General features: G+C 61.0%; 15 protein-coding genes and 1 tRNA gene. 9 read left to right on the top strand and 7 right to left on the bottom strand.

The genetic code is table 11. The features are described from left to right. Position 1: 1 nt before the first annotated feature. The 6 genes from AC1DSD_RS13275 to AC1DSD_RS13250 all read left to right on the top strand — a co-directional run bounded on the left by AC1DSD_RS13275 (position 2) and on the right by AC1DSD_RS13250 (position 7,086). Positions 2 to 790 (top strand): ABC transporter permease, encoded by a 789-nt coding sequence (locus AC1DSD_RS13275; protein WP_478030684.1) that lies wholly within the window; start codon positions 2 to 4, stop codon positions 788 to 790. 28 nt (positions 791 to 818) lie between these two features. Next, on the top strand, positions 819 to 1,988 hold the full coding sequence (locus AC1DSD_RS13270) for a KpsE/RkpR family capsule polysaccharide export protein (RefSeq protein WP_478030682.1): 1,170 nt from the start codon (positions 819 to 821) through the stop codon (positions 1,986 to 1,988). Beyond that, on the top strand, positions 1,981 to 2,697 hold the full coding sequence (locus AC1DSD_RS13265; protein ID WP_478030681.1) for an ABC transporter ATP-binding protein: 717 nt from the start codon (positions 1,981 to 1,983) through the stop codon (positions 2,695 to 2,697). Before AC1DSD_RS13270 ends, AC1DSD_RS13265 begins: the two co-directional genes overlap by 8 nt. After that, on the top strand, positions 2,636 to 3,889 hold the full coding sequence (locus tag AC1DSD_RS13260; RefSeq protein WP_478030680.1) for a polysaccharide biosynthesis/export family protein: 1,254 nt from the start codon (positions 2,636 to 2,638) through the stop codon (positions 3,887 to 3,889). Before AC1DSD_RS13265 ends, AC1DSD_RS13260 begins: the two co-directional genes overlap by 62 nt. 12 nt (positions 3,890 to 3,901) lie before the next feature. Then, entirely contained in the window at positions 3,902 to 5,521 is a 1,620-nt protein-coding gene (locus AC1DSD_RS13255) for a class I SAM-dependent methyltransferase (protein WP_478030679.1), read from the top strand. Between the two features lie 299 nt (positions 5,522 to 5,820). Beyond that, positions 5,821 to 7,086: a glycosyl hydrolase family 28-related protein gene (locus AC1DSD_RS13250; protein ID WP_478030678.1), complete on the top strand. Its 1,266-nt coding sequence runs from the start codon at positions 5,821 to 5,823 to the stop codon at positions 7,084 to 7,086. A 207-nt stretch (positions 7,087 to 7,293) separates the two neighbouring features. Here the strand turns inward: AC1DSD_RS13250 and AC1DSD_RS13245 are convergent, their stop codons facing one another. Genes AC1DSD_RS13245 through AC1DSD_RS13235 form a run of 3 tightly spaced genes read right to left on the bottom strand, consistent with a single transcriptional unit; the run spans position 7,294 to position 10,257 of the window. Continuing rightward, a complete protein-coding gene (locus AC1DSD_RS13245) occupies positions 7,294 to 8,355 on the bottom strand; it encodes a hypothetical protein (RefSeq protein ID WP_478030676.1) in 1,062 nt (353 codons plus the stop codon). Further along, on the bottom strand, positions 8,352 to 9,116 hold the full coding sequence (locus AC1DSD_RS13240; protein ID WP_478030675.1) for a phosphocholine cytidylyltransferase family protein: 765 nt from the start codon (positions 9,114 to 9,116) through the stop codon (positions 8,352 to 8,354). The genes AC1DSD_RS13245 and AC1DSD_RS13240 overlap by 4 nt, the downstream gene beginning before the upstream one ends. Before the next feature lie 43 nt (positions 9,117 to 9,159). Next, positions 9,160 to 10,257 (bottom strand): inositol-3-phosphate synthase, encoded by a 1,098-nt coding sequence (locus tag AC1DSD_RS13235; RefSeq protein ID WP_478030673.1) that lies wholly within the window; start codon positions 10,255 to 10,257, stop codon positions 9,160 to 9,162. A gap of 239 nt (positions 10,258 to 10,496) precedes the next feature. On the opposite strand from AC1DSD_RS13235, the gene AC1DSD_RS13230 reads away from it, so the two are divergent. Continuing rightward, the gene (locus AC1DSD_RS13230) at positions 10,497 to 11,741 is read left to right on the top strand and encodes a glycosyltransferase family 4 protein (RefSeq protein ID WP_478030671.1); all 1,245 of its coding nucleotides are present in this window, start codon (positions 10,497 to 10,499) and stop codon (positions 11,739 to 11,741) included. Here the strand turns inward: AC1DSD_RS13230 and AC1DSD_RS13225 are convergent. Beyond that, entirely contained in the window at positions 11,714 to 12,589 is an 876-nt protein-coding gene (locus tag AC1DSD_RS13225; RefSeq protein ID WP_478030669.1) for a CDP-alcohol phosphatidyltransferase family protein, read from the bottom strand. The genes AC1DSD_RS13230 and AC1DSD_RS13225 overlap by 28 nt on opposite strands. Positions 12,590 to 12,746: 157 nt before the next feature. Here AC1DSD_RS13225 and AC1DSD_RS13220 point away from each other — a divergent pair, with 157 nt between their 5' ends. Further along, positions 12,747 to 13,853, top strand: a complete 1,107-nt coding sequence (locus AC1DSD_RS13220; RefSeq protein ID WP_478030668.1) for a CDP-alcohol phosphatidyltransferase family protein — start codon at positions 12,747 to 12,749, stop codon at positions 13,851 to 13,853. Between the two features lie 66 nt (positions 13,854 to 13,919). On the opposite strand, the gene AC1DSD_RS13215 is transcribed toward AC1DSD_RS13220, so the two are convergent. Together AC1DSD_RS13215 and AC1DSD_RS13210 are read right to left on the bottom strand one after the other, a co-directional pair. Continuing rightward, positions 13,920 to 16,001: an SMP-30/gluconolactonase/LRE family protein gene (locus AC1DSD_RS13215; RefSeq protein WP_478030667.1), complete on the bottom strand. Its 2,082-nt coding sequence runs from the start codon at positions 15,999 to 16,001 to the stop codon at positions 13,920 to 13,922. Positions 16,002 to 16,198: 197 nt separating this feature from the next. Then, positions 16,199 to 17,188, bottom strand: coding sequence for an aldo/keto reductase (locus tag AC1DSD_RS13210; protein ID WP_478030666.1), 990 nt, complete (start codon positions 17,186 to 17,188; stop codon positions 16,199 to 16,201). Between the two features lie 98 nt (positions 17,189 to 17,286). On the opposite strand from AC1DSD_RS13210, the gene AC1DSD_RS13205 reads away from it, so the two are divergent. Beyond that, positions 17,287 to 18,192 carry a LysR family transcriptional regulator gene (locus AC1DSD_RS13205; protein WP_478030664.1) on the top strand — a complete coding sequence of 302 codons (906 nt, stop codon included), beginning with the start codon at positions 17,287 to 17,289 and terminating at the stop codon, positions 18,190 to 18,192. Between the two features lie 285 nt (positions 18,193 to 18,477). On the opposite strand, the gene AC1DSD_RS13200 is transcribed toward AC1DSD_RS13205, so the two are convergent. Next, positions 18,478 to 18,564 (bottom strand) — tRNA-Leu (locus AC1DSD_RS13200). Positions 18,565 to 18,674: the final 110 nt, after the last annotated feature.

The raw sequence follows: 18,674 nt of genomic DNA, 5'->3' as shown, positions 1-18,674 counted from the left end.
GATGGCGGCTTCTCTCTCTTTCCCCCGGCTCCGGAAAAAGGCGCGGACTATCAACGCGCTGCTGATTCGCGAACTGATGGCGCGTTTCGGCCACCACAATATCGGCTTTTTGTGGCAGGTGATCGAGCCGCTGATGCTCACGCTTGGCGTGATGATCTCCTGGTCGTTCATCTACGGCGAGCGCAATCACGGCGTCCGTGTGATCCCGCTCGTGCTCACCGGATATACTTATCTGACGCTGTGGCGACATATGGTGGCGCGCCTGACGCACGCATTCCGACACGGCTCGGGATTGTTGTTTCACCGGAACGTCAAGCCGGCCGACATACTCGTGGCGCGTGGTTTGCTCGAGAGTATCGGGACGATCATCTCGTTCTTCGTCGCCTATATCCCATTGGCGTTGCTCGACGTGATTCAACCCGTGGACGACTATCTCATTCTGCTGAGCGCCTGGACGCTGATGTGCGCGTTTTCGTTCGGGGTGGCGATGATCATCACCGCCTTGGCGCATTTTTCGGACGCGTTCGACCGCGTGGTCCAGCCGATCATGTACCTGATCCTGCCCCTCACCGGCGTGTTCTACATGGTCTATTGGCTGCCGGCGTCGTTGCAGATGATCGTGTCCTATTCGCCGCTCGTGAACATAATCGAGATGTTCAGGGCGGGCTATTTCGGTGCCGACGTGCCGACGACGTGGGACGTTGGCTACGTCGTCGTGTGGGTGATCGCGGTGAATGCCATCGGGTGGGTGTTGGTGCTCAAGGCGCAGCGGCATATTGAGCTGGAATGACGCCACGATGCGAGCTGGAAACCCTAAAGTGACGGACGAGACGTCGGACACCGTCAAACACGATCGTCAGCTGGTGCTCCTAGAAGGGGCCCAGGGCATCGACGATCGCGAGGACGTGACCGCGCGCCGTCGCGACCTCTTCCTGTTGGGTGTGTTTCTGGTCGTGGCGCTGGGGGCGGCGCTGTACAATTTCGTGATTGCGACCCCGCGCTACAGCTCCGAGTTCAGTTATGTCGTCCGCTCGCTCGACAGTTCGCACGAGCGCTTCAGCATTCTGAACGTTGCCGCGACCGGCGGCGGAAGCGACAATAGCGAAGCGATCGTGTCATTCGTGGGGTCCCGCGACATGTTGGCCCTGATCGATCGCGATGGCCTCATAACGCGCATGTTCGCCGCGAAGGGCATCGATGTCTTTTCCGCGTTTCCGTCCTTTGTCTCCGGGCATAGCCGGGAAGATCTATACCGCCATTTTCAGCATTATGTTCGCGCGTCGTTCGATCAATCGACCAATATCACCCATGTCGAGGTCCAAGCCTTCTCTCCCGGCGAGGCTCAGGCCATCGCCCTCCGCGTGATGCAGGCGTCCGAGCAAATGGTGAACGCGCTCAATGACCGGGCAAGGGCCAGCCTCGTCACCTCCGCGGAAAAGGAGGTCGACACCGCCAACGCGTCGCTGACGAGCACGCTGGACCAGCTCAACCGCACGCGCAACGACCTTCGGCTGCTCGAACCCAAGTTGGAGGCTGGCGCCGCGATCAAGAATTCGTCGGGCGTCGCCAGCGAACTGGCGCGGAGCAATGTCGAGCTCGCTCAGACGATGCGCGTCGCTCCGAACAGCCCCGCGATGGGCCAGTTGCGCGCCCGTCGCGCCGCGCTCGAGGCCGAATTGTCGCGGCAGATATATGCGTCGGCAGGCGCTCCTGGCTCGCTAGCCGAGCGGACCCGCCCGTACGAGGAATTGAATGCCAAGCGTGACATCGCCGAAAAGCACCTGCTGGCGGCCAGCCTGGCGCTTGCCAGCGCACGGGCGAGCGCAGGGCGGACGCAATTATATGTGGAACGCATTTCGCAACCCAATCTTCCCGATGAGCCTCGGTATCCGCGGGGTTGGGCCAATTTGCTGATCACCATGGCGCTCGCTCTTGGCGTGCTGTGGATCGTCCGCTCGCTTTCGGAATTGTTTCTCGACCATGACTAGTTTGCCGGACCTTCTCATCCCGCCTCGGGAAAAACCCGTCGCTGCCAAGCGGCGCGACGGTGCGATAACCGCGCGTCGGATCAGCAAGATTTACGAGACGCCCACTGGGCCGAAAAAGGTGCTTACCGATATCGACTTCACGATCGCGCGAGGTCAGAAGCTCGCGGTGCTCGGCCGTAACGGCGCCGGGAAGTCGACGCTGGTCAAGATCATCGGCGGTGTCGAGCGGCCCACGACCGGTGAGATCCGTCGCGGCATGTCGATGTCGTGGCCGCTGGCATTTGGCGGTGGCTTCGAAGTGAGCATGACCGGGTTGGACAACATCCGGTTCATCGCGCGGATCTATAATCATCCGATCGAGGAGACGATCGAGCGGGTCGACGATTTTGCCGAATTGGGAAAAAACCTGCTGCTCCCGGTGAAATATTACTCGTCCGGCATGCGTGCGCGTCTGGCGTTCGCTCTGACTCTCGCGATTGATTTCGACTGTTTCCTGATCGACGAGGTCATTGCCGTCGGCGACCAGCGCTTCCACCAGAAGTGCCACGACGCGTTGTTCCGGGACCGGCGCGACGCGGCGATGATCCTTGTCAGCCATGACACTGGCATCATTCGGGAATATTGCAGCTCGGCGCTGGTGCTCAAAAATGGCCACGGCCGCGAATTCGAAGATCTCGATCTGGCGATCAGCATTTATGCCACCCTCTGATGATTACCGAGATGCCGACGGGCGAGGAGCCGGGTTCGTGCGCACCGTTGAAGGACTGCAGGAGAAAATGATGCGCCGGGCCAACCGCAGCAAAATGACCAAGGCCGTGGCCTGCGCCTGCTTGACGATGATGAGCGGTTGCGCCGCGCTTCCGCAAGCCGGTCCGATCGGCAAGACGATTACCCGTGCGGGGGACCGGGGCGCCTATACTGTGGTTGAAGTGGATACAGGCGCTGCGCTCCCGCCGCTGCCGGCCACGCCCGATTATGCGCCGCTACCGGCGGTTGGGGCACAAGATGTCGGCGCGATTGCGCCGGGCGATGTGATCAGTGTCATCTATTACGAGGTTGGCGCGCGCGTTTTTTCCGGTGGTGGGTCGGCACCGGGGAGCGCGTTCGACCCGGCGGCCAAGGAGCAGCGGGTCGGGCCGATCGAGGTGGATGAGAATGGCCAGATTCGCCTGCCCTATACCGGCACGATACGGGCAGCGGGCCGCACGCCAACGCAATTGGCGCGTGATGTCGAAGCCAGCCTGCGTGGAAAATCCGAAAACCCGCAGGTCATCGTCCGCCTGGAAGCTGCGAACGGCAGTTCGGTGATCGTCGGCGGCGAGATCGGCAGCCCCGGCCGGGTCCGGCTGAGCGGCGCTCATGAGAAGCTGCTCGACATCATCAACCTGGCCGGCGGGCATCGCGGTTCGGCGGCGGACATCCTCGTCCAGATCAACCGCCAGGGCACGATCAGTGACGTACCGTTCGAGAATCTGACTTATGCCAATATCGGCGGCATGGCGATGCAGCCGGGCGACCGGGTCGAGCTGATCCGCCAGCCGCGCAGCTATTCGGTCCTGGGCAGCGCGAACAAGGTCAACCAATATGACCTTCCGTTGCGGCGCTTTTCACTGGTTCAGGCTCTGGCGTTGTCGGGCGGGCCCAATGAGAATCTCGCCGACCCCGCCGCGGTGTTCATCTTCCGGTTCGAAAAGAGCGGGGAGAACGGGACCGAGCGTCCTATGGTCTATCACTTCAACATGTTGAAACCCGCCTCCTATTTTCTCGCCCAGCAATTTTTCCTAACGGACAAGGACGTGCTCTACGTCGCTGGCGCGGAAGCGAACCAGCCAGCGAAGCTGTTGCAGATTATTGGGCAGGTGTTCACGCCGATTGTGATCGCGAGGCAGGTGACGAATTGATCGAGGCACAAAATGGCTAGACTAGATCAGCAGAACTACGCCTTTTTAGGCAATGGCATGGGTATAACTCGGACACATCGCGGTCATCGCTTCTTCGTGTCTACGGATGACTACGGCCTCTCGCCACATGTTATTATGGACGGCATATGGGAGGAGGCCATCGAAGCTTCTATCCTGTCCCTGCTACACCAAGACGAGACTGTCGTCGAGGTTGGGTGCAACATGGGCTATCACACTTTAGCCATGTGTGAGAAGATTGGTCGCGGTGGGCGACTATACGGATTTGAGGCTAATCCGGAGGTCTATCGGCTACTTTTACTGAATCTTGAGTATAACGACTTCAACTCGCAAGCTGTCGCCCATAATTTCGCTGTCTCGGATCGCGAAGGTGTAGCGCAATTAGCCTATCGCCCTGGCCAGATTGGGAGCGGCAGTATTATAGCGGGCGTGCATAGGCAGTTCGCAACGGACGTCGTCGATGTGCAAACCAGAAAGCTCGACGATGTGCTGGACGATGTTTCAGACGTCGCGATGCTACGTATGGATGCGGAGGGGTCAGAGCCCCTCATTGTGCGAGGCGCAGAGAAGCTGATTTCTCGTTCGCCCAACTTGAAAATCGTCACCGAATGGTCTCCCGGCATGATGGCCGGATCCGTTGACGTGAATGCCTATGTCGATGGGCTAGACGCCATGGGTTTCCGAGCATGGCGGATCGACGGGAAAGCCCAGTTTACCCCGCTGGGAATTCACGAATTGATCGATCTCCGCCATTGCGAGATCGTCTTATCCAGAAGCGATCTGAATACTCCTGGCAAAGCGCCGGCCCTAGCGATCGCTCCCTCAGCTCCGCTTCAAACGAAGAGTGATAACATGACCGATAACGTTACGCTGCCACCGCAACGGCAGGATATGAAGTGCAAGCTATGTGGATCGCACGCCACACTGGTCTTCGGGCTGCCTTATAATAAGAAGGCGGGTCACCCAATTCCAGACGAGCCGGACGATAGTTGGTATTATCAGTGCGATTCATGCCAATTTCTTTTCTCCGATGTCATCGACTATCGTGACAGTCACACGGAGATTTATGACGAAACTTATTGGGATAACCAAGACCCGGATTGGTATGGACGCGTCACAGAGACATTCAGATTGGTGGCGCTAGCTAACGAACTTCTAAATATTCGCTTGGACCAAGCAGAGATTCTTGATTTTGGTTGCGGTATCGGCGGATTTGTCGACATGGGTCGTAGATCTCTTAATCTGAATGTCTGGGGAACGGACATTATTCCGCCGAAGGTTGGCAATGATTACTTCCTGCCGGATCTCGGAGATCGGAAATTTGATATTATCACATCTTGCGAAGTCATAGAGCATTTGTCGCATCCACGAGAAATATTCGAACGGATAAAATCGCATCTTAAACCGCGCGGGGTGTTTGCATTTCAGACGGCGCAATGGGACCCAGAAGCGCTCGGACGGGACTGGTGGTATTTGGGGCCGCATAACGGGCATATCTCGCTATATAGCAGAGATGGCTTAACCCATGTTTTCAATGATATGGGGGGTAAGCAACGAAGGCTGTGGAATGATTATCCTGGGGTCCAGGCGTGGCTGTTTCACAGCGACCGATAGTAGATCGACGTCTTGACGAGTGGGAGCCGGAGGACTGCGGACCTAGCACTTGGAGGGTGTGATATTCGGAACGCTCTTTAATCAGGAGCGAGCGGTGTTGAATGCGGCATTCACCGGATTGGCAATCTAGCGACCTCTTCCTTGGTCCGCGAATCTGTTCATTCGATAATTCAGCCAAACTCGCGGGTAAATGACAGCAATAGTGCTATGGATCCAATCGCCAGAGCTGAATGTGCTAATCGGGCAGGTAGTATCCGGTGACATTTCCACTAATCTAACAATACGCCCCGAGGAACGAAATGAGACTGATTGTACTGGCATCGATGGTCCTGGTCGCGATAATGGGTGCGTGGACGCCGGCGGTGGCCAGTTACAGCTCGACGGTCAATGTGCGGGACTACTGCACGATCGTCGACGGTTCGACCGATAATACTGTCTGCATACAATCGGCGATCAATTCATTGACCTCCTCTGGCGGAGTCGTCTTCTTTCCGTGCGGCAATTACAAGACCACGGCGAGCGTTATCCTGCCGGCTGGCCTGATCTCGTTGCAGGGTTCGGGGAGATGCACCTCCTGGGGCGCCTATGGCGCCTTCGACACAATTCGGGCGAATGTCGGCGGCTCGTCTTATTGGGTCGGGAACGGCATTTCTCGAATCTATTTCGCGGAATTCAACAAGACCTCAGGATACACCCTTAACCTTGACCATATGCACCAGCTGACGCTCGACGATCTCACCGTCGATGGGCCACCCGCTGGTATATTCCTGCACGACTTTAACAATGCGAGTATGTCCAACATCACGATCAATAATGTAAGCGCCGCGAATTCGGCGGCGATCTATCTGACTGGTGGTGGAACCGGCGATCCGAATGGACGAGCGGATGGGCTCAATATGGATGGCATACTCGTCAGTTCCTCGTCCAACGCGCTCGGGACGCGACATGGCATTGTCATCGACGGCTCGGTCTTCACGCTCAATGGACGCAAGGTGCTGCTCACTCACGTCGATGGTCACGCGCTCTGGCTCAGAAATAGCGTCGGCGCGGCACATGCGCCGCAATTCGTCGACATCTATGACCTGGAGTCCGAGTTCTCCAGTGGGGCCGCCATCTACGCCGAGGCAGGATCCGTTTATCACTTCTCCGATGCACAACTGCACGGAGCGATGTCCCAATCGAATGTCGTAGTGCTGGCAAATGTGTCGCGCGTCTCATTCAACGGCGGCTTCTCGTCCGGTGCCAAATATGCTGGCTTCGACCTATTCGGCCAGCAGATTGCGGTCTCGAACATGGACATCACCGAGAATTCGACCCCCAATTCGGGCGGGATAGCTGGTGCCTGGTCCGGGCTGGTTATCGAACCCTCTGCTAGGCTCTTGACGATCACCGGCAACAAAGCGGCCTCGCCCGACAATCCGGGCTGGCAGAAATATGGCATAGAAGTGCGGAGCGGCGCCGACCAATATGCGATCACCGGCAACGTCGTTAGGTTCAATGCGGCCCCTGGCATTGCCGGCGCAAGCGGCACAAGTTCACAGGTTATTGCCAACAATGCCTTTTAAGGGGCGTCACCAGGATGACGAGCGGTTAGTCGTTGGCCTCGCCCCGAGATCCGCCAGGCACTTGAGCGGCAATTGCTCGATAAGGTCGCGAAGCGTGGTAAGCGGTGTTTTAGACCCATGGCGACAAGGGATGAGAATGGCGACGCTCTGGCGGGATGACCGCTGACGAGCTTGGAGAGCGTATTCGGCCCACCGCTGTGACCAAGCTTAGCCGCACTTCTCCAGCGAGAACGAGTGCAATCGCAATTCACCTTCGATGGATCCTCGACGTAGATGCGTGCGAAATTCGAAAGGGTAATAAGAATCTTCGATCTCGAAACGAAATTCGAGGGAAAACCTCCCATCCACGGCGATTTCGAAATTCTCTTCTAATTTTATCTGCTCATCGGCGGTGACGTCAAATCCGACCGTATTGGTCGAGCGATTTGCTATCGAAGAAAAAGTGAGGACGCTTTTCCAACTGCCCGTCGGCAAATAAAGATAGGGCCCGAAGCTCAAGCATCGCGCCGGGCCCAGCAGGTCGAACGAGTTGGTTGCCGGCAGATAGGGTGCGGCCGCTTCCATGAACAAGGCGGTAGGCATGAGCCACGTCGGCTCACGCCGTTCGGAATGAAAGCTATAAAATCGATCGAGCTGGCTAAGCAGCTCAACAACATCGTGAGGCTGCGGAGATTGTTCGTAAGCAAAATGCTCGTCGAGCGCATCGCCTAACGCGCGGCCGAGATTTCGTTCATCGATCATCGTCTGACACAGTGCCGGGTCCAAACCCAAGATGGCCGCCATCTGTTCGGCAAGAACCGAAGCCGGTTCGCGACGATCGACTGACAGCAAGTCGCTTCGCGGAATGTCGAGCAAAGCGTTCAACCCAACCTGGGCACGAGCCATCGTCCGCACCGTATCAAGCAGTTTCGTATCCCGTGCCGCGATGAAATCCAGGCTGGCTTCGGAGAAACTCTGGTCGACCATCAGGATCGGAAAGTCAGACCGGCTGAGGGCTTCGACCACTGCGGCGTTCGGAATTTCCGAAAGAAACACAACCGAACCAGTCGCAGCCGCGATCCTCTCAACGGTGGCTTCGTCGAATTCGTTAAGCACGATCACTTCGCACGCGCCGTATTTGCGCGACAACAGGTCGCGGCACAGTTCGGCGGCGAAATAGGTCGCCGAGCACGGCAGCCCACCGACCAGGGCCAGGTGATTGCTTTTGGAAGAAAGCGGCGAAAGCGCGGTCACCGGCTCGTTGAGGGCTGGGTCAAGCTCGCCGGTCATGGACAGCCCGTCGTAGCAATCGCGCGGTCCGCATAGAGATCGGCCAAGCGCGCCGGCGCCTCGGCTTCGGCAATCGTCAACGCGCGCGGATCATCCACGTCGAGCCACCAGGCTCCGTCGATCTCCATCGTCGCCGCTCGTCCACGGTCCGCCAGTCGCTGCATGCCGTCGGAGAGGCTGCCCGGCCGGCCGGCCGCAATCGCCTCGGCAATCGCGGACGACAGCGCCGGCGTCGCCAGGAACGCACCGCAGTCCACCGCATCATATGGCGAAACCGTTTTGCCGATCGCCGTAATGAACCCACGCTCATCCAGTCCGACCCAGGTGGCATCCTCCGGATCGACCAGGGGACTGTCGACCCGACGATCTATCGCCAGCGTCACGTCGCGATCGGTTCCGCCCCGACCGACCAGATCGGCGAGGATCGATCGCGTAAAAAGATGGTCCGCCATCATCAGCAGATAATTGCCCTCGATGCGCGCGGCACCCGCCATCACCGAATAGCCATTGGGTAACGACCAATCCTCGACCCGCTGCGCGATCACCGGAATTCCCGCGCCGCGCGCAAAGGCGGGCAGAGCCGCCTCGACCGCGTCAGCGCCATGTCCGGTCACGACGACGGCGCGCCGCGCGCCTGCGCTTGCCGCCTGCCGGATGCCGAGTTCCAGCAGCGCCACTCCCAATATCGGGGTCAGCGGCTTGGAGTCGGAAACGGAACGCAGTCTGCTGCCGAAGCCGGCCGCGATGATCAGCGCGTCCATCGAAGCATCATCCGGAGATCGGCAACGGGTATCGGCTCGGGCATCAGCCCACGGCGCGCGCGACTTCGACGATGTAGGCGTCGAGCATGCGGCCCGCGACTTCGTCATTGAATTGCTGCGGCGGATGCTTGCAGAAATAGGCCGAGGGCGCGATCAGCACGCCGCCTTCACCGCGCTCGAGCGCGATCTTGCAGCAACGGATAGCATCGATCACGCACGCCGCGGCGTTCGGGCTGTCTTCCACGGACAGCCGCACTTCGACGTTGAAGGGCACATCGCCCCATTGCGTACCCTCGACCCGGAGGAAGCAGACCTTGTTGTCCTTCTGCCACGGCACGTATTCGGACGGACCGATCAGAATGTTTTCGTCTTCCAGCCGCTCGGCAAGCGCGGCCTGCACGGCTTCGGTCTTGGATAGTTTCTTGCTGGTGAGGCGTTGACGATCCAGCATGTTCATGAAGTCGGTATTGCCACCGGTGTTGATCTGATAAGTGCGCTGAACGGTCACGCCCCGGGCGGTGAACAGGCTTGAGAGCGCGCGGTGGACGATCGTCGCGCCAACCTGCGCCTTGATGTCGTCACCGACGATCGGAAGCCTGCGCTCAGCGAAACGAGCCTCCCAATAGGGGTCGCTGGCGATGAAGACGGGCATGCAATTGACGACCGCCAAACCTGCCTCAAGGGCGCATTCCATATAGAATTCAGTAGCATCCTGCGATCCGACGGGCAGGAAGTTGACGAGTATCTCCGCGTTGGATTGCCTCAGCGCCTCGACGATGCCTTCCTTGGTGGCATCCGGTCCATCGGCGAGCACGAACCCGCGCTCCCCGGCTGTGGTCATATGCGGAGCGACGCCGTCAAGCGCGCGTCCACGGATCACCGTCGCGCCCGTCAACGGCACATCGGGATTGAACACCGTGGTGTTGTTGGGCGCGGCGTAAATCGCCTCCGCAATGTCCTTGCCTACCTTGCGGGCGTCGACATCGATGCCGAGCACGAACTGCACGTCACCCGCACCGTACCGCCCGATCGTCTCATGGATTAGTCCCCGCGACGCATCGCCCCGGTAATGATATACCCCCTGTACCAGCGAGCTTGCGCAATTTCCGATGCCGACAAGCGCGACGCGAATCGATTTCATTTTACCTCACTCATTTACTCGCCTTCAAATCTCGGCGCGGGTAGGACGACCTGCTCGTTGATACCAGAGTAAGTTTGCCAGGGAACGGAAATTCCATCCATTTTCGCAGGTTATCCAATCACAGGCACGGTTGGGCTTTGCGGATGGGATATTTTCCACCTATTGCGGCATCGCCGCGGCGCATTTTCGCTGGCCAATGGCCGCGAGCCCATCGGCTAGGAAAGACGGCGGGCTAGGGAGTGTTTTCGTGGTTCGTCCCTGATGCGTTTACGGCTCCCCAAAATGGTAAAGCATCGCTTCGTCGGCGAGCAGCCTGGCTGGGACCGATGAGAGCAACCCCGATCCATTATCCGTGCCGCATGACGACCGTCTGCATCGACTGCCGGTATATCGGGCCGCGTCCCAGCGGCATTGGCGAGGTGGTGCAAGGTCTGGTCGACTTCCTGCCGGGTCTTGCCCCTGACCTTCGATTCCTGCTGCTCCGCAATCCTTCTGCAAAGCGGCTCAGCATGGCCGAGAATGTCCGCGAGATAATTGTCCGACAAGCCGCCAACGGCCCCGCCACCTTATGGTGGATGTCGCGTTGCGCCGATTTGTCGGGCGTCGACCTGTTCCATGCTCCTTTCAACATCATGCCCGGTCGCCTTTCGATGCCGTGCGTCACGACCGTTCACGACATCATGTGGCTTTCGAATCCGGAATGGTGCGCTTCCGGGATGTTCGCACCAGTCAAACGAACTTTCTATACCCGCGGAATCGATCGCGCCCTGCGCTACTCGGCGGCGATCATGACGGTCAGCGCGGCAAGCCGGGATGCCATCGCCGCTTGGTTGCCGGATGCTGCGGATCGGATCGCGGTGACGCGATCGGGCGTTTCGCCGGCGTTTCGCCCGGTCGACCCAGATCCGACGCTGCTCGCGTCGCTCGGATTGCCTGCGGGGAAGCGCTTTGTACTGACGGTCGGTCAGTTCGCACCCTACAAAAATCATGAAGGCGCTCTCCGCGCCTTCGCCGCGGCCTTTGCTGACCGTGATGAGATCGACATTGTCCTCGTGCAACGAATGAGCCGGGGCACCGGGCGGCTGTTACGGCTCGCCCAATCACTCGGCATTTCGGGGAGGGTGCACTTGCTGGGAAAGATCGATCGCGAGGAACTCGTGCATCTCTATTCCGCCGCGCTTGCGTTGCTCCACCCGTCGCTATGTGAAGGATTTGGCAACCCGCTTGCCGAGGCCATGGCGTGTGGCTGCCCGGTCGTCACGAGCAATTGTTCGGCAATGCCGGAAACCACCGGAGGTGCCGCCATCCTGGTCGATCCGCGCAATCCGCTGGAGATTGCCGGGGCGCTCCGGCGTATCGCCGAGGATCCCGGGCAGGCGCGCGAAATGCGCGAACGCGGTCTGGCACGCGCCGCCGAACTGAGCTGGCGCGATTTCGCCAGGGCCAATCTGGACGTTTATCGTAAAACGCTGGCGCGCGGTTGACCGAGCAGGGCGTCAACGCGAATCGTCGCGGTCCTGCAGCGGCCGATCGACCGGAACAGCAGGAGGTTTAGGATTATCGATTCATAGAGGAAATAATAGATCGGTGACCCAAAGAGCATGGAAAGGCCCAGCATCAACGTTCGCTGATTCGCGCCGAGCAGTTGCAACTCGGCCAAGGGCTTGAGGAACTGTCCGCGCACGACCGAACGAATTTTCTCCAGCGCCGCGGGATCGTTTGCGGCGGCTTCGATGGCGTCGTCGATCCGTCTCGATGTAGGAGCCACACTGTTTGCCACCGCCAGATAAGCTGCGCCCAGAACGAACAAACCGCCTTTGTTACGGAATTCGCCGCGGGGCGCATTGCGCAACCAGGGCACGGCATACACCCACCATTGATACTGACGCCGCTCGACCTCAAAATGATTGGCCTGCAGGATGCGGCTCATCCCTGCGGCAATCGTCGGCATCCAGGCAATTGGGCCGATCGCTCTCTGCAGCATTGCGCCCAGCGCGAGATACAGGACGACATGCCCTGCATAGTCGCAAATGCCGTCGATCACTTCCCCGATCGGTCCGCTCCGTCCGGTGAGACGCGCGACGTCGCCATCGGCGCCGTCCAGGACATGCCAGGCCATGTGAAATAGCAACCCGAGGGCCGCGGATAACGGCCAGGCCAGCCGGGTATAGGCGATCGCTGCGGCTACGATGCACAGGCCCCCAGCGACCGAAATCATGTTCGGCGTGATCGGTGTCCTGGCGAGCCGCCGAGCGAGCCACCAGGCGAGCGGGTGATATAGATGGAAGTTCAGCGCATCCTGCAACTCGCGCGGACGCGATTGGCGACTCATCGGATTCGCGCCTTCTTTTCGCCCATCGTCCTCACAAATATCTGCCGCGACATTTTATACCCTCTGAATCAATCGCATCGGCGCCTTTCTCCACTTGCATAAGAGTTCGCCCGACGGGAATAGCGTCGGCGCATTCTTTTTCGGAGCTCCTCGCACTGTGACCAGTCTGGTGCTCGTGTTTTCACGAGCGGATACCGCCAATTATCTCGTCGCCGGCGTACCGGCGGCTGCCCGTGCCGCGCGGGAGGTTTCGCTGGCGGGCCGCGAGATCGACGCGATCGGGCGATGCATTATCGCTGTGCCCGGCGGCTGGAGCCCGAATGCCCGATGCGAAGCGGAACTAAMACGACTCGCGCCCGACCGCACCTGGACTATTGCCGACGCTTGCCTGTTAGGCCCGCTCTCCGACGCGCTTTATCTGCGCGGCGAAGCGCTTTCGCGTGCGCCCGACATTATAGCAGCGATAACAAATCCGCTCGCGGCATTGCCCGGGATCTGCCGTGATCAATTTGATCTGGCCCACATGGCCGACCCCGGCTCGGTGAGGAAATCCTTCGCCGAATTGAACAGGCGGAGCGGGGAAATCTTGCTCGCAACGGCAAAACCGAGCGACGGCATCGTATCGCGCACGATCAACCGTCCGATTTCCCGGACCATCAGCCGCGTTCTGCTATGCGTGCCCGGCATCACGCCGCTGCATGCCACCTTCGGTACGGCGGCACTCGGCATTGCGATGGCGGCCTGCTTGTTCCTGGGCCATTCAATGGGCTTGATCTGGGGCGCTGTACTGTTCCAGGCGGCGTCAATCTTCGATGGCGTCGACGGCGAGATTGCGCGCGCTACTTTTCGAACGTCGGCGAAGGGCGCGATGCTCGACAGTGTTACGGATGCCGCCACAAACCTCGCCTTCATTGCGGGACTGACGATCAATCTGGGGATCCAAGGCCGGCACATCGCCGCCGCCGCGGGCGCGGAAGGTCTTGCGATGCTGACGTTGGGACTAATCCTGATCGGCCGACGCGCGCATTTAAGAGGCGGACCCTTCACTTTCGATGCGGTAAAGGATCATTTTCGCGCAAAGCCGTCGCGGCTCATGCAAGTGCTGACCTGGATAACGATGCGGGACTTCTTCGCGGCTGCCGGCGCCGTTTCTATCCTGTTGGGGTTGGCTTCCGAAACGCTAATCATCTTCGCAATTGCCGCGACAATCTGGCTGGCTATTACCTTGTCGGTACTTCTACGAACTCACAAAGAACCAGCATGAGCGAGAACGTCCTGCACGAATAGGTGGAGCGCGCGGCCGCGCTCCACATCCGGCCGGTGTCCAGCTTCAGCGGATCGTGATCGGCAGATCGCGCCCTGCCGATGCGACGTTTCCGGCGCGGTCCGCGGCATGAATGCGGATCGTGTAATTGCCGGGAGCGACATCCGCCGGATTCCAGCCGCCGGGACTGACGCGGCCATGTCGCACGACGTTGGTGACGACGTAGAGAAAGCGCGTCCGCTGGTCGCTATGGACGGTATCGCCGCTGGACGGCGCGTAGGCGATTTTCGCCGCCAAAGGCGCGGTCGGCATGCGATCGAACAAGATCGTGATGCGCGGCCGTTCGAACCCGGCCACCGGCGTGCCGTCTTGTTTCAGGATCTGGAAGCCTGCCGCATAGAGACCGAGACGGCGGCGCGCGGCATTGTCGTCGACTTGGTCCCATGCGTCGGCAACGATCCCGACCGCGCCGCCTGCGGCGGGAACGATCAGCCGGCCATCCTGCTTTTCGCTGAGGTGCTGACCATTGGCATCGAGCACATAGACGTCGTCGATATGCGGCGCGGCGTGATCGCCTAAATTGGGAAAGCGCAGCAATAGCGCATTGACCTTGGCGCGCGGGGCCCCGAGTTCGAGATGGACATGCGCCATGCGGTTGATCGTGCCGAGCGGATCGCCGACCCGGAAACGAGTGCCGCGCTTGACCCGGACCCGGACGACATGGCCTTCGTCGTCGCGGACGATCTGGAACCGATTCGTGTCCAGCGGAACGCCGGTCGCGGTGCGGCCGACGCGCATATGGATATAGGTCATCTGGTCGACGCGCAGCCCTTCGCTCAGACCCTCGACATCCCAATTGGGGAGCGGGTCCCGCACTGTCTCGTCCGCGGAGGCGAGCACCGTCCCACCCACCGGCGCGCTGATATCCAGCCCGGCATGGAGATGGTCCCGACTTTCGCCATCATAATTGCCGCGCACTTCGCCCATGTCGCCGACCACTTCGTGCCAGCCAAATTGCGGGTCGACCGGCCAGGGGAAGACCGGCTTGCTGACCAGCGCGGGGGCAATTGGTTCGGGAATGGCCGCAGGGATCGGGGCGGCACCGACAAGACGCGGACTGAGCTTGCGAATGGCATAGGCCGAAGCGTCGGCAATATAGAGGCCGCCAGCACCATCGATCGCGAGCCCGGCCGGCCCCGTTAGCGGCAGCGCGGCATTGCCGTCGATCGTCGATCCCGGCCCGACGAGCACGCGTAGCGATCCCGCGGGCGACATTTCGACGATCCGCCCGCGGCGATAGGAAGCGATATAGACGAACCCGTCCCAAGTCGGCGCCAGTCCGATGATCCCTTGCAGCAGGCCGGCGCCGTCATTGGGATCGGTACGGGCGAGCGTCGATACCCGCCCGTCCTTGTCGACCTTGCGGATCGCGTTGTTGCCCGAGTCCGCGACGAGTAGCACGCCGTGCCGATCGAGCGCGATCCCGGTCGGCGTGTCGAACGCCGCGGCCGCGCCCTGTCCATCGGCAAAGCCCGGCGCGTCCTGGCCCGCCAGAGTCCGCACCCGGCCTTCCGGCGTGATGACGCGGATACGATCGTTATAGCTGTCCGCGACATAGACATTGCCTTTGTCATCGGCCGCCACGCCGATCGGCCCATTGAAGCGCGCGGTTGTGGCGGGGCCATCGCGATACCCCGCCGCTCCGTCTCCGGCGAGCGTGCTCACCACCCCGTCGGGACTGATCTTGCGGATCGTATTGGCGCCGGTGTCCGCGACGAAGAGGTTGCCAGCGGCGTCGAGCGCAAGGCCCGATGGCGTATCGAACGATCCCGGCAAGGTGGTCACCTTGCCGTCGGGATCGATCTTGCGGATCCGGCCGGTGTCACCGGCGTCCACCACGAATAAAGTACCGCGCGCATCCAGGACGACCGCGAAGGGATCGCCGAATCGCGCCTTCGCCGCGCCGCCGTCGGTCTGCCCTCGCACTCCCTCGCCGGCGACATTGGTCATGGCGACCGGCCAACCGAACCGCGTCGGCGGCGGCGTGAACCATCCCAGTGTCACCAGCAGCCAAACCACACTCCCTGCCGCCGCGAGGACAATCAGACCCGCAAAGATGGCGAGCTTGCGCGGCGATTTCATGAGCATGCGGATGCCCTAGCAACAAACCGGACGGCATCTCCACAGGGTTGCGACGATTGCGCACCACCCGATCCGCGATCCGCTGAAGGTTTCAACCTAGCGGTGAGCGAACTGAATCCCGGCCGCACGGCCTCCGCCATCGAGCGGAGACCATGCGGCTTTTCAGGGCCGATTTGCTGCGGCCCTGATTGCAGCCGACGAGATCACTTTCGGTCGACCAGTGCCGCCTCGCGCTGGCCATAGCGCTCGCCCCGCACGTCAGCCATGACGCCGCCGATACGGGCGATGTCGTCATCCGACAATGCGATGTCGGCGGCGGCGACATTGTCTTCCAGATGCGGGATTTTGCGCGCGCCGGGGATCGGCACCACGTCATTGCCCTGCGCCAGCACCCAGGCGAGCGCCAGTTGCGCCGCCGTGACGCCCCGCTCGCCCGCCATGGCCGAGAGGGTGTCGACCAGCGACAGGTTCGCCTCGAGATTGCCCTCTGCAAAGCGGGGCAGGGTCGAGCGGAAATCATCCTGTTCGAGATCGTCTTTGCTGCGAATCTGGCCCGACAGGAATCCGCGTCCGAGCGGGCTATAGGGTACGAACCCAATGCCAAGTTCGCGACACGCCGGCAGGATGCTTGCTTCTACGTCGCGCTGCCACAGCGAATATTCGCTCTGCAACGCGGCGATCGGATGGACCGCATGCGCGCGCCGCAGCTGGTCGGCGGTAACTTCGGACAGGCCGATCGCGCGCACCTTTCCTTCCCGGACCAGGTCCGCCATCGCGCCGACCGAGTCCTCGATCGGGGTCGCCGGGTCGGGGCGGTGGAGATAATAGAGGTCGATCACGTCGGTGCCCAACCGCTTCAGTGACGCCTCGGCGACGCGCTTTGCATTGGCCGGCGATCCATCCAGGCCGTTGGCTCGCTGGAAGCCGACGCCTTCGTCGCCGATCCGGAATCCGAATTTGGTCGCGATCTGAACCTTGTGCCGAACCTCCTTGAGCCCGCGGCCGACGATCGGTTCATTCTCATAAGGGCCGTACACTTCGGCAGTATCGAACAGAGCGACGCCGAGCTCGACCGCGCGGTGCAGCGTCGCGATCGACGCGCCTTCATCCTGGCCGCCATAAGCCGCGGTGAAGCCCATGCAACCGAGCCCGATGGCTGAAACATCCAGAGGTCCGAGTTTTCGCATTTGCATGATCACGTCTCCATCAGAAAGTGCGCCAGCGATATGGCGTGCTCGACTGTCCGGATTAGACCAACTATATCGTACATCCTGTTCGATGAGGTCGATCAATGGATCGCGACCGCTTGCCCCAGCTTGCTTTGTTTGCCGAAGTCGCCCGCACCGGCGGCTTTCGCGCCGCCGCCCGCGAACTCGGCATGTCGCCATCGGCGGTCAGTCACGCGGTCGGCGCGCTGGAGGCGCGGCTGGGCATGCGTTTGCTCAATCGCACCACGCGCAGCCTCGCGCTGACCGAAGCCGGGCAGCGGCTGCTGGGCCGGCTCGGTCCGGCACTGGGCGAGATCGAGGAAGCGATGCGCGATGCGCACGCTACCGACACCACGCCCGCCGGTCCTGTGCGCGTGACTGCGCCGCGCTCTGCCACGCTGCAGATGATCGGACCGCATCTTGCCGCCTTTGCCGAGACCTATCCGTCGGTGGCGATCGATCTGGTCGTCGAGGATCGCTTCGTCGATATCGTCGCCGATGGCTTCGACGTCGGGCTTCGCCTCGGCGAAAACCTGCAGCCGGACATGATCGCCACACGGATTGGCGGACCGCAACGCTTCACGATCGTCGCCGCCCCAGCCTATATCGACCGCCACGGCGCTCCCCTGGCGCTCGAGGATCTGGCGCGGCATCGGTGCCTGGTTCGCCGCTTCACCGGCGGCGGCGTCTATCAATGGGAAGTGGTCCGCGACGGCGCGGAAATCACGCTAGGCGCCGCACGAGACTCCTTCACCACCAATGACGATCAGCTCATGGTCCGCGCTGCGCTCGATGGCATGGGGATCGCCTTCCTCCACGAACATCGGATCGCGGATTACCTGGCCAGCGGGGAATTGGTGGAACTGTTTCCCGATAATTGCCCGCCTTTTCCCGGCTATTATCTATACCATGCCAGTCGCCGTCACGTACGCCCGGCGGTTCGCGCGTTCATAGACTTCTTCGTCGCCGCGAACCGTCCGGCTCGCTAATCGCGCTCGCCGTCGGCGCTTCCGTCACAAATTCGGACCAGTTGACCGGAAAATGTCATTGCCCGTCTCCGTATGGCGCCCGCGTCCGCAGTCCCGTCGTTCAGTCGCGCAATCGACGACAACATCCCGATTGGTCCGTGCGACGGTGATTCCGTGGCACACGTGCGATTCAACGCTGGGCGCTCCGCGCGCTCCCATAGCGGCAGGTCCATTCGGCCATTTTCGATAAAATATGCTGTAAACCAGCCGCTCGGTGGACCTTTCCGGACGATGCCGGAAGGTCCCTGGTGCCCAGAAGAGGACTCGAACCTCCACGCCCTTGCGAGCGCCAGCACCTGAAGCTGGTGCGTCTACCAATTCCGCCATCTGGGCACGGGGTAGGGGGCGCGCTCTATTGGCGCACCTGCTGGTTGTCAACAGCGACCGCGACGCTTGCGGCACGGCGCGGGGCGCGGCATGGGGAGGGCAGGCATGGTGTCGAG

This window comes from Sphingomonas sp. P4_D12 (genome assembly GCF_056401895.1).
Note: the sequence above shows the minus strand (reverse complement) of the source record. Positions and strands in the feature narration are given on the sequence as shown.